The organism is Paenibacillus vortex V453 (genome assembly GCF_000193415.1).
GTDB classification, from domain to species: Bacteria; Bacillota; Bacilli; order Paenibacillales; family Paenibacillaceae; genus Paenibacillus_AQ; species Paenibacillus_AQ glucanolyticus.
Genome location: NZ_ADHJ01000017.1, coordinates 279070 through 292517 on the forward strand (window position 1 = coordinate 279070; position 13448 = coordinate 292517).

A 13448-nucleotide genomic window follows, 5' to 3' on the forward strand; every position below is an offset into this window, starting at 1 on the left:
AATCAGCCATGGCTTACACGCGCGGCAATTTAGCCGTACAGGAGAGACAGAAGGAAACGCAGCAGCAGTCCGCTTATCTCGAGAAGACGAAAGTCATTAAACGTCGTTCCCAGCTTCCCCAAAAAGAAAAGCTGCTGTATTTGTTGTCCGTGGTGTTCGTGGTTGTTGTCATGGGCGTCATCGGCATGAGCCATGTTCATTCTTATGATTTGAACCGGCAGATTCATGATACGGACAATAAGATAGTAGAAGCGAAACGGAATATCAATCAGCTTCAGGTTGAGAAGCAGACACTGGAGACGCAAGTATTGGAGAAGGCCAAAGAGCTTGGTTATGTGCCTATTGAGGATGACAACACGATCCATCTATCACCCGTCTCGGGATCAACCGGGACACAGGATTCAGACTCGGGACAAAATGATTGAAGTGTGAGGTTTTGACCGATGATAAAAAAAATTAAACTGCGTACCGTGCTAATAGGGGGATGTATAACCCTCTTTTTTGCTTTATTGATTGGTCGGGTGTTTTGGCTGCAGGTCATTGACAACGATTTTTGGAAGGAACAAGCCGTGTCGAAATGGTCGCGCAAACAGGATCTTCCCGCAACGCGCGGGACGATTATGGATCGGGACGGCGATATCATGGCCATGGATGCCCCTGCGTTTACGGTTGTTCTGAACCCGGCCGTCATTCAAGCTAACGGCTTGGAGAACGAGGTGGTAAAGGGGCTGCATGAAATTCTCGGCAAGGATGAGGATGAGCTCCGTAAACTGGTCAAGGCCAAAAATGAAAAAGGTGAGTACCTCCAGGGCCGGGAAGTCCGCAATGAAGGATGGAAAATCGACCAGGAGAAGATGGAAGAGGTTAAAGAATTTAGTGATGGCTTGAACCAAAAATTAAAGGCTGCCGGTAAAGTGGCGGATTCGGGCATCGGCTTTCAAAGAGAGTCAAAACGCTATTATCCCCAGAAGACATTGGCTGCGCATATCCTGGGATATACCGAGCGTCAGGGTAAGGCTGTCGGGGGTATTGAGCAATACTATGATGAGGATCTGAAGGGAACCGACGGATTCGCTGCGTACAAGAGCGACAAGAAAGGGATCAAGCTCCCGAGCGAGGATGAGTTATACCAGCCTGCGATAAATGGGAAAAATTTAGTACTGACGATGGACGATACAATCCAGTATTATATCGAGGAAGCGATGCGCGAGACGTATAACCAGTATAAACCAATCAGTATGACGGTGATCGCGGCGGATCCGAACACGATGGAAATACTGGGAATGGCCAATATGCCAACTTTTGATCCCAATACATATTCGGAATGGAATCAAAAGAATTTTAATAATCATGCTGTGCGGTCCATATATGAGCCGGGATCGACCTTCAAGATTGTAACGCTGGCCAGTGCCGTGCAGGAGAAGCTGTTTAACCCGAATGCTGCCTACCAGTCCGGATCCATCCGGGCAGGGGGAAGAACCCACTGGGATCTCAATCGATCCGGTTGGGGGACGATCTCTTATACTTGAAGGTGTCAAGAGGTCTAGTAACGTTGCCTTTGTTAAGCTGGGATTCGAAATGCTTGGGAAGGAACGCTTTACGAATTATATTAGAGATTTTGGGTTTACTCAGAAGACGGACATTGATCTTCCGGGTGAGATTCTGGGTAGCCTTAATATGACTTACGATTCCGATATTTCGACGATGACTTATGGCTATGCCGTATCCGTAACGCCTATTCAACAGATTGCGGCTATTTCAGCAGTTGCCAATGGTGGTAAGCTCATGAAACCTCTTATGGTAAAACAGATCGAAGATCCTAATACAGGCGAAGTTCAGAAAATCGAGCCGGAAGTGATCCGTCAGGTCATTTCTCCTGAAGCGGCCAAAGAGACAGGAATATATCTTGAACAAGTTGTAGCTGACCAGGTAGATGGTACAGGAAGATATGCTTATATCGATGGCTACAGAGTTGCTGGAAAAACAGGCACTGCTATTAAATCTAACGGTGGATATGCTGACCGCTCCAAGCAAATTGTTTCATTTATCGGCTATGCACCAGTAAATGATCCGAAAATCGCGGTACTGGTTATCATTGACGAGCCGAATGAGGAGATCGGCGGCGGTAAGTTGGCTGCGCCGATATTTAAAGAGATTGTATCCAAGACATTAAATTATTGGGGAGTCCCGAAATCGAATGTGACACAGCAATCAAGCAAGTCAAATAAGGCAGCAATTTCTGAAAATGCTCGTATCTCTCCTGACTTGTCAGGCATGAAGGTCAGTGAAGTGAAGACCAAGCTGCTTGATGAGGGCGCGACATTCGAAACGTTGGGCAGTGGGAGCACGGTAAAGCAGCAATACCCACCAGCCGGAGCAGCGATGAGTGCCGGCCAGCGTATCTATCTGCTTACCGAGGACAATGCGTCCATGCAGATTCCGCATTTACAGGGTGAATCCCTCAGGGATGCCATGGAAGTGCTCACCTTGATGAAGGTGAAAGTGAATGTCCAAGGTGAAGGCTACGTTGCTGAACAATTGGAAACGACTGAGAATGGTCAGCGAACCGTACATTTAACACTTAAATCCGCGGAGGAATTGTTAACAGGAAGCGATACCCCGGAGGATGAAGCTGAGCCTCCTGCGGATAACGAAGCCGGAGCAACCGGCGAAGGTGAAACTGAAGGCAAGGCAGATGGGGAATAGCTTGTTCTAACCCGAGGTTGTCCCGAATACTCATGTGAAGAACGCATTTCATGAGCTTTCGGGTTCAAACGGGGAGGGAAGCTTAGGTGAAAGTATCCAAGGTATCTCAGCGGAGACGGCTGCTCTGGAGCCTGCTGCTGCTGCTCCTGCTATTCTCTGCACTGATCATCAGACTAGCCTATGTGCAGATCGGGAAAGGTGCGGAGCTGTCGGCGAAGGCGGAGGATCTGTGGCGCCGTGATATTCCGTTTGCGGCACAGCGTGGCGAAATACTGGACCGTAATGGGACCGCACTGGTTACGAATATAACAACACCGACCATTTGGGCGATTCCTGTACAAGTCAAGGATCCGGACCATACAGCCAAAACATTGGCAGGGCTTATTGGCATGAATGAAGCCGATATCAAGAAGATTATTACCAAACGTTCGAGGTTGGAACGGATAAATCCCGGTGGACGAAAAATTACGATGGAGCTGGCTCAGGAAATTCGTGATTTGAAGCTGCCGGGTATCGTTGTTGCTGAGGATAACAAGCGCTATTACCCCTATGGCGATCTGGCCGCCCATATATTAGGATTTACGGGGGCCTACAGCCAGGGACTTACCGGCCTTGAGGCCAAACATGAAGACAAGCTGAAAGGGTTCGATGGCGGAATATCCTATCTGTCCGATGCAGGCGGCAGAATCATGCCCGGCTCTTCGGAAAAATACGTGGAGCCCCGTGACGGTCTGAATTTAGAGTTAACGATTGATAAATCGATTCAGTCCATTATGGAGCGGGAGCTGGATCAGGCCATGGTGAAGTATCAGGCCAATGGAGCCTGGTCAATTGCCATGAATCCCAAGACAGGAGAGATATTGGCGATGGCCAGCAGGCCGGGATACTCACCTGCCAGCTACCAGGATTTCTCGGCCGAGACTTATAATCGCAACTTACCGATCTGGATGACCTATGAGCCGGGCTCGACGTTCAAGATTATTACACTTGCCGCTGCCCTCGAAGAGGACAAGGTGGATCTGAAGAACGATCACTTTTTCGATGGTGGTGCCGTGGAGGTTGGAGGAGCGAGACTGCGCTGCTGGAAAAAAGGCGGTCATGGCAGCCAAACCTTCATGGAGGTTGTGCAGAACTCCTGTAACCCGGGCTTTGTGGCATTGGGCCAGAAACTGGGTAAGGAAAGTCTGTTCCAGTATATCCGCGATTTTGGCTTTGGAGCGAAGACGGGCATTGATTTGAACGGAGAAGAGAACGGAATCCTGTTCAAGCTTGATAAAGTCGGGCCTGTTGAGCTGGCCACAACGGCGTTTGGCCAAGGGGTATCGGTTACACCGATTCAACAGGTCGCGGCAGTATCTGCTGCCATTAACGGAGGTAAATTGTTCAAGCCGCACGTAGCCAAGGCGTGGATCAATCCGGAGACGGGGGAGACGGTTGAGGAAATCGAGCCGGAGCTCGTCAGACAAGTAATCTCGGAAGAAACATCCAAGCAGGTGCGCGAGGCGCTGGAAAGCGTCGTAGCCAAGGGAACCGGTCGCCCGGCTTTCATCGACGGCTATCGAGTCGGCGGGAAGACAGGAACCGCCCAGAAGGTCATTAATGGACGCTACTCGTCAACGGAGCATATCGTATCCTTTATCGGGTTTGCACCTGCGGACGACCCTGAGATCGTGGTCTACACAGCCGTTGACAACCCGAAGGGCATTCAGTTCGGTGGCGTCGTGGCTGCTCCCATCGTGCAGAACATTCTGGAGGATGCACTGCACTACATGAATGTTCCGCCGCGTAAAGATCAGCTTGCCCGCGAGTACAAATACGGCGAGACACCAACGGTGACCGTGCCGAACCTGGTCGGGGCGACGGTTCAGGATTTGTATGAGGATCTGAATATGAATTTCATGCTGGCTAGGTCCGGGACCGGCAATACGGTCATTTCCCAGGCGCCAAAGCCGGGAAGCCGGGTGGAGCGAGGCTCTACTATTCGGATTTATATGGGTGAAGACCCCGAGGAATCGAAACACGAACATTAATGGCATCATCCAGCCGGCAAGCGGGTCGGATGATGCAGATATATAGAGAGAGGGATAACAATGAAATTGAAGCAATTATCATCCGTGTTGGCTGCTGCTGTGATCGATGGATCCGGAGATGTTGAAATTACGGGGATTGAAACGGACTCCAGACAAGTGAAACCGGGGGATTTGTTCATTTGCTTGCCGGGTCATACGGTAGATGGACATCTGTTTGCTGCCCAGGCCGCGGAGAAAGGCGCAGCCGCACTCGTCGTTGAGCGTAAGCTCGAGGTTGATCTTCCGCAGGTTATCGTAAAAGACAGCCGTTTTGCGATGGCAGGCTTGGCTAACACCTTTTTCGATCAGCCGAGCGCCCGCATGAAGATGATCGGTGTAACCGGAACGAACGGCAAGACCACTACAACGTATTTGATTGAGACGATCATGAACGACCACGGCCTGAAGACCGGATTGATCGGAACGATTCAGATGAAATACGGCAATCAGTCTTTCCCGATGCCGAGAACGACACCGGAGGCACTGGAGCTTCAGCGTTACTTGAACGACATGGCTAACGCAGGCACCGAGTGCTGTGTGATGGAGGTATCCTCGCATGCACTTGAGCAGGGCCGGGTGAAGGGGACGGATTTCCGGACCGCCATATTCACGAATCTGACGCAGGATCATCTGGACTATCACCACACCATGGAAGAGTACCGCGGAGCGAAAGGGTTATTTTTCTCCCGGCTGGGCAACGCTTTTGCCAAGGATGAAAAATCGCGCAAATATGCAGTATTGAATGCGGATGATGATGCTTCCGCTTATTTTGCGAAGATTACCGCTGCCGAAGTAATTACTTACGGTTTGGGAGAAGATGCGGATGTGCGGGCCAGCAACATATCGATCACTGCTCAAGGCACCTCGTTCCATGTGGACACATTCCGTGGCAGCGCAGATATTTCGATTCGCATGGTAGGGAAGTTCAATGTATATAACGCGATGGCAGCCATCGCTGCAGCGCTTCTCGAGGGCGTGCCGCTTGAGGACATCAAGAGCAGCCTGGAGTCCGTTCCCGGAGTGGATGGACGCGTGGAGGTTGTGGATGAGGGCCAGCCGTACGCTGTAATCGTGGATTATGCGCATACGCCGGACGGTCTCGAAAACGTGCTTCGTACCGTTAATGAATTCGCGGAAGGCCGTGTGCTCACGGTATTCGGCTGCGGTGGTGACCGGGATCGGACCAAGCGGCCGATCATGGGCAAAATTGCCGCGAAATATAGCGATGTTGTATTGGTGACTTCCGATAACCCGCGTACCGAGGACCCGGATTTGATTCTGAAGGATATCGAAGCCGGCTTGATTGAGGACGGAGTGGCAGCAGAAAGCTACAATCTCATTGTTGATCGCAGGAAGGCGATTGAAAAGGCTATTGAAATGGCAAGCCCGGGCGATGTAGTATTGATTGCGGGGAAAGGTCATGAGACCTACCAGCTGATTGCGGGCGAAGTGCTTGATTTTGACGACCGCATCGTAGCCAAAGACGCGATAAGGGGCAGACAAAAGTGATCCATAAATCATTAAAGAGCATCGCCGACCTGTGCGGCGGCACGCTCTCACGTAACCAAGATGCCAACATCATCATTCAAGGAGTCGGTACTGACTCCCGAACCATACAGCCCGGCAATCTGTTTGTTCCGATTGTGGGCGAGAAGTTTGACGGACACGAGTTCGCCGAAAGCGTGCTTGCAAGCGGAGCGGGCGCGGCGTTCTGGCAGCGGGATCATCAGCCTGTTCCCGATCTGCCGCTCATTCTCGTTGAGGATACATTGACGGCGCTTCAATCGCTGGCTGCGGCGTATTTATCGGAGACCAGTGCGAAGGTAGTCGGAATTACCGGCAGCAATGGTAAAACCACGGTTAAGGACATGGTGTCTGCGCTGCTAGAGACCACGTATAAAGTGCACAAGACACAAGGCAATTACAACAACCATATCGGACTTCCGCTGACCGTACTGGCCATGAAAGAAGATACCGACATCATCGTGCTTGAGATGGGTATGAGTGGACGGCATGAGATCGAACTGCTCTCGACCATAGCACGCCCGGATATGACCGTGATTACCAATATTGGCGAAGCCCATATGCTGCAGCTCGGTTCCCGGGAGGAAATCGCTCGCGCCAAGCTGGAGATCATCAGCGGCATGAAGCCAGGCGGATTGCTGATCTACCATGGAGACGAACCGTTGATCGATCAGGTGCTTGCGGAAGAGTCTACGGTGAAGCCGGAGGGGTTGAACACCTTTACGTTTGGGAATCAGGAGACTAACGACGATTACCCAACTGGATTGATGTTTCATGCCAGAGGCATCATCTTCACGTCGAACCGACATGCAGGAGAAGGCTTCAGCCTGCCGCTTCTCGGGCGTCACAACGTGGTTAACGCACTCGCGGCGATGGCGGTTGCCGCTCATTTGGGCATCGGCGATGAAGCCATTCGCAGCGGGTTTGCCAATTTGAAGCTGTCCAGCATGCGAATTGAAGCGGTGGAGACCCCGTTTGGGGTTACTGTGCTGAACGATGCCTATAATTCAAGTCCGACGGCGGTCAAGGCGGCTGTGGATGTGCTGGGCGATATGAAAGGCTATCGCAAACGGATCGCCGTTCTCGGGGACATGCTGGAACTTGGTCAGCGGGAAGGGGAGTTCCACGCGGAGATAGGAGACTATTTATCTCCGGACAATGCGGATCTTGTGTTTACCTACGGGCCGCTGTCGGTTCATACGGCGGAGAGAGCAAAGCTGCGCTTCCCTGATGGGGCCGTGCTTTCCTTCACCGATAAAGAGAAGCTGATTGCATCTGTGCTTGAGCACGTATCCGAGAAGGATATCGTATTAGTGAAAGCCTCGCGCGGTATGAGGCTGGAGCACGTGGTCGATGCTTTGAAGGCCCTGCCTGGCGGCAACAACGGAGTGAGGGGGTGAGCTGATGGACTTTCAACTGCTGTTACTGACGATCGGTGTAGCGTTTATACTTGCGGTAATTTCGGCTCCGCTTCTCATTCCGCTGCTGCGGCGGATGAAGTTCGGCCAGCAGGTCCGGGACGACGGACCACAGAGCCACTTGAAAAAAGCGGGGACGCCAACGATGGGCGGCGTAGTCATCCTGCTTGCTTTTACGCTGACTTATATTAAATTCTCGCCTGTCGATACGGATTTCTACGTGCTGATCGTAGCGACACTTGGCTTCGGGCTGATTGGATTTCTTGACGATTATATTAAGATCGTATTTCGCAGGTCATTAGGACTCACGGCCCGGCAGAAGCTGTTTGGACAGCTTCTGTTTTCCGGTATTATGTGCTGGCTGCTAATCTCCAATGGACATAGCACTGCTATCAGTGTGCCGGGCATCGACTGGTCCTTTGACTGGGGACCTTGGTTCTACTATCCGTTTATCGTCATCATGATGCTTGCCATCAGCAATGCCGTCAACTTCACGGACGGATTGGACGGTCTGCTGTCCGGTGTCAGTGCGATTGCTTTTGGAGCCTATGCGATTGTAGCCATCCAGTCGACCTCGTTTGCAGCGGCATTCTGCGCGGCGGCGATGATCGGTGCGGTGCTGGGCTTCCTCGTATTTAACGCACACCCCGCAAAGGTGTTTATGGGAGATACGGGATCTCTGGGAATCGGAGGGGCTATTGGTGCGATTGCCATCGTAACCAAGAGCGAGCTGCTATTCCTGATTGTCGGCGGGGTATTCGTCATAGAGATGCTGTCGGTCGTGCTTCAGGTAGCCTCATTCAAAACCAGAGGCAAGCGTATATTCAAAATGAGCCCGATCCATCACCATTACGAATTGTCCGGATGGTCGGAGTGGCGCGTAGTCATTACATTTTGGGCCGTGGGACTGATACTTGCGGGACTTGGACTTTATATCAACAAGGGGTTGTAACATATGAAGCAGCTAGATGATTATCGGGATAAAAAAGTCGTTGTGCTGGGTTTGGCCAAAAGCGGAGTGCAGGTAGCTAAGGTACTGCATCAGGCCGGAGCCTCGGTCATCGTTAACGATAGAAAGGAAAGAGAACAGTGTCCTGAAGCTTCGGAGCTCGAGGCTTTGGGTATTTCTGTTATTTGTGGTGGACATCCCGATGACCTGATTGATCCCGGTGTGGCGCTTCTTGTCAAAAATCCCGGGATTCCGTATTCCGTCCCTCCTGTCCGGAAGGCGCTTGAGCTGGAGATACCGATTGTGACAGAAGTCGAGGTGGCCTATCACCTGTGTGAAGCGCCGATCATAGGGATCACGGGCTCCAATGGCAAGACAACGACAACAACTTGGGTGGGCAAGCTGCTGGAGAGCGCAGGACTGTCACCGATTGTAGCCGGAAATATCGGCACGCCTCTGTCCGAGGCAGCTGCGGAAGCAACTCCGGACAACTGGATGGTTGTAGAGCTGAGCAGTTTTCAATTAAAAGGAACAGAGGAGTTCCGGCCGCGCATTGCTTGTCTTCTCAACATTGCGGAGACACATCTGGATTACCATGGCGGAATGGACGATTATATCTCCTCCAAGGCCAGGCTGTTTGTCAATCAGACTGCGGATGATACCGCTGTGCTCAATTGGGATGATCCCGTGTGCAGAAATCTTGTCCCGTATATCAAGGCGCGCATTATTCCTTTCTCGATGACTGAGAGCCTTCGCGAAGGGGTTTACCTTTCGACGCCGTATGCTCCGGGTTCGCAGGATTCGGATGAAGATGAGGGTGATGTAGGGCGCACCATTATTTATACAGACGGTGAAGGTTTTACGCATGAGATCATCCGTGTGGAGAACATCGGACTGCCTGGGAGATTCAATGTGGATAATGCCTTAGCTGCTTGTGCGATCGCCATTGCAGCCGGAGTTGCGCCTGATCAGTTGGAAGGTGCTTTGTCCAGCTTCCGCAGTGTCGAGCACCGTCTTGAATTTGTTGCCGAGCTTCAGGGGATTTCCTATTACAACAACTCCAAGGCAACCAACTCCAAAGCAACGAATATGGCTCTGACTTCTTTCAAAGAACCTATCATATTGATTGCAGGTGGGCTTGATCGGGGTTCGGATTACGAGGATTTGATTCCTTCCATGCAAGGAAGGGTGAAAGCTGTCGTACTGATTGGCGAAACGAAGGAGAAAATCGCGAATGCTGCAGCCAAAGCGGGATTAAAGGACATCATACTCGTCGATAATGGGAAGGACGCCGCCGCAACCTTGACCTCGGCTGTCCGGAAAGCTTCTGAACTTGCGGAGAGCGGAGACATTGTTCTTCTATCTCCCGCATGTGCGAGCTGGGACATGTTTCCTTCCTTTGAGGTACGAGGAAGCATTTTTAAAGAGGCGGTGCATAACCTTTAAGTAGGGGGGTGGATAAGCCCCTACTAAGGATGTACGAGGTGGCCTTTCCATGAACAAGAACCGCCAGGCGCCCGATCTGTGGCTGCTTATCTGTATTTTGGCCCTGCTGGCCATCGGAATCGTCATGGTATACAGCGCGGGCTCCGTGCTCGCTTTTCATGACTATGGCGATAAATTTTATTTTGTGAAGCGTCAGCTGTTTTTTGCCTGTCTGGGCCTTGCTGCGATGTATTTCACATCCAAGATTGACTTCCGGGTATGGAAGAAGTATAGCAAGCTTGCGCTTCTGGCCTGCTTTTTCCTCCTTGTTATCGTTCTTATTCCGGGTGTCGGCGTTGTGCGCGGCGGGGCCAGAAGCTGGCTTGGCATCAGCTCATTTGGCATTCAGCCCTCTGAATTTATGAAACTCGGTATGATTCTGTTTCTATCGCGCTGGCTCAGTAAACAGGACTACGATATTACGTCGTTTACGAAGGGACTTCTGCCGCCTCTTGGTTTGATTGGACTGGCATTTGGACTGATTATGCTGCAGCCGGATCTGGGGACAGGAGCCGTCATGCTGGGAGCTGCGATGATGATCGTATTCACCGCAGGGGCACGGATGAAGCATCTGGGCTTCCTTGCTTTAGGCGGAATAGCAGGCTTCATAGGCTTGATTCTGGCAGCTCCGTACCGGCTGAAGCGGATTACCGGGTTTCTGGATCCTTGGTCTGACCCGCTGGGCGCAGGCTATCAGATTATTCAATCCCTTTATGCGATTGGGCCGGGCGGTCTTGGTGGACTCGGTCTTGGCATGAGTCGTCAGAAGTACGCTTATGTGCCTGAGCCGCAGACTGACTTTATATTCTCGATCCTGGCTGAAGAACTCGGGTTTATTGGCGGTCTCATCGTACTGCTCTTGTTTGCTGCCTTGGTGTGGCGGGGCATGAGAGTGGCCATGACCGTACCGGATAGCTTTGGCAGCCTGCTGGCTGTAGGAATCGTAGGCATGGTCGCCATCCAGGTCGTGATCAATATCGGTGTGGTTATCGGCTTGATGCCGGTGACAGGAATTACGCTGCCGCTCATCAGTTACGGGGGCAGTTCACTGACACTGATGCTGACGGCCCTTGGCATTCTATTAAATATTTCCCGTTATGCGAGGTGAAGGGTATGCGTGTCGTATTGACCGGCGGCGGAACGGGGGGACATATTTACCCCGCCGTTGCCATAGCAAGACAATGTGAGAAGGAAGATCCGAAGACGGAGTTTTTATATATTGGAGGCCAGCGCGGCCTCGAAAGCAAACTGGTGCCCCAAGAGAAGCTGCCATTTGAGAGCATTGACATCACCGGGTTCCGGCGCAAGCTGTCGTTTGATAACGTCAAAACGATTATGCGTTTCTTCAAAGGCGTGAAGCGATCCAAGGCATTGCTGAGGGAGTTCAAGCCCGATGTCGTGATCGGTACAGGCGGATATGTGTGCGGTCCGGTCGTTTATGCAGCCGCCAAGCTCGGCATACCGACCATGATTCATGAGCAGAATGCGATACCGGGGCTAACCAACCAGTTCCTCAGCCGTTATGCGGACACGGTCGCGGTCAGCTTTGAAGGTTCGGAATCCTCTTTTCCGAAAGCCAAAAGAACGGTTTATACAGGAAATCCACGCGCGACAACGGTATTAACCGCCAATCGTGAACGTGGATTTGCTACGCTTGGCATCCCGATGGAAGCCCAAGTCGTTCTTATCGTTGGAGGAAGCCGTGGGGCCAAGGCGATCAATAACGCCATGATGGGCATGGCGCCGTTTCTTCATAAGCTGCCTGGCGTGCACTTTGTGTTCGTAACAGGCGATACGTATTTCGAGAATACGCGTGAATCCATTTTAGCGCAGCTCGGCACGATGCCTTAATCATCTTCATATCATGCCATACATTCATAATATGCCGGAGGTGCTTGCGGCCACTTCGCTGATCGTGAATCGTGCCGGGGCATCGTTCCTGGCTGAGATCACGTCGCTTGGTATTCCATCTGTACTTATACCTTCTCCTAACGTTACCAACAACCATCAGGAGGCGAATGCAAGGCAGTTGGAAGAAGCGGGCGCATCCAGCATGATACTTGAAAAGGATTTGACGGCAGAAACGCTGTTTGGAAAGCTTGAGGAGATTATGACCAGTCGCTCGACCAGAGAGACGATGTCAGCCGCTTCGAAAAAGCTTGGCAAACCGGATTCGGCTGCCGTTATGGTCGAAGAAATCCGCCGGTTAACCGGCAAACGCTAAAACGGCTGGGCGATTGTCACACACCTATGGAGCCTGACATAAGATACTCTATAATCGTGACACACCCATGAGGCCGGCATTACTGACAGCGGCCATCTCCTTCGTTAAGCAGAAGGAATGGCCTTTTGGTTTTGAAAGTCAAGGGAGGTTTATTTAAAATGCAGCAGTGGAAATCGCTACTATCTGAAGCCAATGTCGGAGCCGTGTTATGGAATGAACCGCTGGCAAAATATACGACGTGGAAAATAGGCGGACCAGCCGATTGCCTGATTATTCCTGAGAACAAGGAACAGCTCAAGGAACTGGTCACTCTTCTCCATGCCCATCGTATTCATTGGACGCAACTCGGGCGCGGTTCAAACATGTTAGTTGCCGATAAGGGCATTAGGGGAGCGGTCATCAAGCTGGGCCAGGGATTTGAGGAGCTTCATTTTGACGGAGAGACAGTAACTGCAGGCGGTAGTCTGTCTTTTGTCAAACTCAGTGTTCTGGCCGGAAAACAAGGATTAGCCGGTCTTGAGTTTGCCGGAGGTATTCCTGGGTCAGTTGGAGGTGCCGTTTACATGAATGCAGGCGCCCATGGGTCTGATGTGTCACGCATATTCAAGTCCGCTGACATTGTACTGGAAACAGGGGAATTGGTTACGTATGCTGCGAAAGATATGGCGTTTGATTACCGACACTCCATTCTGCATGAACGAAAAGGGATTGTGACTGAAGCGGTATTTGGGCTCCGTCAAGGAGACCGCAAAGAAATTTCAGCTGTTATGGCCTCTTACAAGGACCGTCGCCGGCGTACACAGCCGCTCCAATCCGCAACCGCAGGCAGTGTATTCCGCAACCCGCCTGGCGACCATGCCGCAAGGTTGATTGAGGCTGCTGGCCTCAAGGGCCTACGGATCGGGGGCGCAGAAGTTTCTTTACAGCATGCCAATTTCATTGAGAACACCGGTCAAGCGACAGCAGAGGACGTGCTCGCTTTGATGGAACGCATCAAGGAAACCATCTCAGAGAAGAACGGAATTCATATGGTGCCTGAGGTGTACGTTCTGGGCGAGCGGTAAACTCGGAGG

The 13448-nt window shown here is 51.7% G+C and carries 10 protein-coding genes and 1 pseudogene; all 11 read left to right on the forward strand.

Annotated features, from left to right (window positions below):
• Positions 1–8: 8 nt before the first annotated feature.
• Positions 9–425, forward strand: a complete 417-nt coding sequence (locus PVOR_RS10165; RefSeq protein WP_006209071.1) for a hypothetical protein — start codon at positions 9–11, stop codon at positions 423–425.
• 18 nt (positions 426–443) lie between these two features.
• Positions 444–1529, forward strand: a complete 1086-nt coding sequence (locus tag PVOR_RS32505; protein WP_268741785.1) for a peptidoglycan D,D-transpeptidase FtsI family protein — start codon at positions 444–446, stop codon at positions 1527–1529.
• Positions 1438–2706: a penicillin-binding transpeptidase domain-containing protein gene (locus PVOR_RS32510; RefSeq protein WP_268741786.1), complete on the forward strand. Its 1269-nt coding sequence runs from the start codon at positions 1438–1440 to the stop codon at positions 2704–2706. Before PVOR_RS32505 ends, PVOR_RS32510 begins: the two co-directional genes overlap by 92 nt.
• A gap of 86 nt (positions 2707–2792) precedes the next feature.
• Positions 2793–4736 (forward strand): stage V sporulation protein D, encoded by a 1944-nt coding sequence (locus PVOR_RS10175; protein WP_006209072.1) that lies wholly within the window; start codon positions 2793–2795, stop codon positions 4734–4736.
• Positions 4737–4796: 60 nt separating this feature from the next.
• Positions 4797–6284, forward strand: a complete 1488-nt coding sequence (locus PVOR_RS10180; RefSeq protein ID WP_006209073.1) for a UDP-N-acetylmuramoyl-L-alanyl-D-glutamate--2,6-diaminopimelate ligase — start codon at positions 4797–4799, stop codon at positions 6282–6284.
• Positions 6281–7699, forward strand: a complete 1419-nt coding sequence (locus PVOR_RS10185; RefSeq protein ID WP_006209074.1) for a UDP-N-acetylmuramoyl-tripeptide--D-alanyl-D-alanine ligase — start codon at positions 6281–6283, stop codon at positions 7697–7699. The genes PVOR_RS10180 and PVOR_RS10185 overlap by 4 nt, the downstream gene beginning before the upstream one ends.
• Before the next feature lie 4 nt (positions 7700–7703).
• Positions 7704–8669: a phospho-N-acetylmuramoyl-pentapeptide-transferase gene (mraY, locus tag PVOR_RS10190; protein ID WP_006209075.1), complete on the forward strand. Its 966-nt coding sequence runs from the start codon at positions 7704–7706 to the stop codon at positions 8667–8669.
• A gap of 3 nt (positions 8670–8672) precedes the next feature.
• Complete coding sequence (gene murD / locus PVOR_RS10195; RefSeq protein WP_006209076.1) at positions 8673–10112, forward strand: UDP-N-acetylmuramoyl-L-alanine--D-glutamate ligase; 1440 nt, start codon at positions 8673–8675, stop codon at positions 10110–10112.
• A 49-nt stretch (positions 10113–10161) separates the two neighbouring features.
• Positions 10162–11259, forward strand: coding sequence for a stage V sporulation protein E (gene spoVE / locus PVOR_RS10200; protein ID WP_006209077.1), 1098 nt, complete (start codon positions 10162–10164; stop codon positions 11257–11259).
• Positions 11260–11264: 5 nt separating this feature from the next.
• A pseudogene (gene murG / locus PVOR_RS10205) lies at positions 11265–12375 on the forward strand (undecaprenyldiphospho-muramoylpentapeptide beta-N-acetylglucosaminyltransferase).
• A gap of 158 nt (positions 12376–12533) precedes the next feature.
• Positions 12534–13439, forward strand: a complete 906-nt coding sequence (gene murB, locus PVOR_RS10210; protein WP_006209080.1) for a UDP-N-acetylmuramate dehydrogenase — start codon at positions 12534–12536, stop codon at positions 13437–13439.
• Positions 13440–13448 lie beyond the last annotated feature (9 nt).

Excerpts from the sequence above, each read along its gene's own strand:
- PVOR_RS10180 (WP_006209073.1), top strand. The coding sequence starts at position 4,797 with ATGAAATTGAAGCAATTATCATCCGTGTTGGCTGCTGCTGTGATCGAT.
- spoVE (WP_006209077.1), top strand. The coding sequence starts at position 10,162 with ATGAACAAGAACCGCCAGGCGCCCGATCTGTGGCTGCTTATCTGTATT.
- PVOR_RS10165 (WP_006209071.1), top strand. The coding sequence starts at position 9 with ATGGCTTACACGCGCGGCAATTTAGCCGTACAGGAGAGACAGAAGGAA.
- PVOR_RS32505 (WP_268741785.1), top strand. The coding sequence starts at position 444 with ATGATAAAAAAAATTAAACTGCGTACCGTGCTAATAGGGGGATGTATA.
- murB (WP_006209080.1), top strand. The coding sequence starts at position 12,534 with ATGCAGCAGTGGAAATCGCTACTATCTGAAGCCAATGTCGGAGCCGTG.
- PVOR_RS32510 (WP_268741786.1), top strand. The coding sequence starts at position 1,438 with ATGCTGCCTACCAGTCCGGATCCATCCGGGCAGGGGGAAGAACCCACT.
- mraY (WP_006209075.1), top strand. The coding sequence starts at position 7,704 with ATGGACTTTCAACTGCTGTTACTGACGATCGGTGTAGCGTTTATACTT.
- murD (WP_006209076.1), top strand. The coding sequence starts at position 8,673 with ATGAAGCAGCTAGATGATTATCGGGATAAAAAAGTCGTTGTGCTGGGT.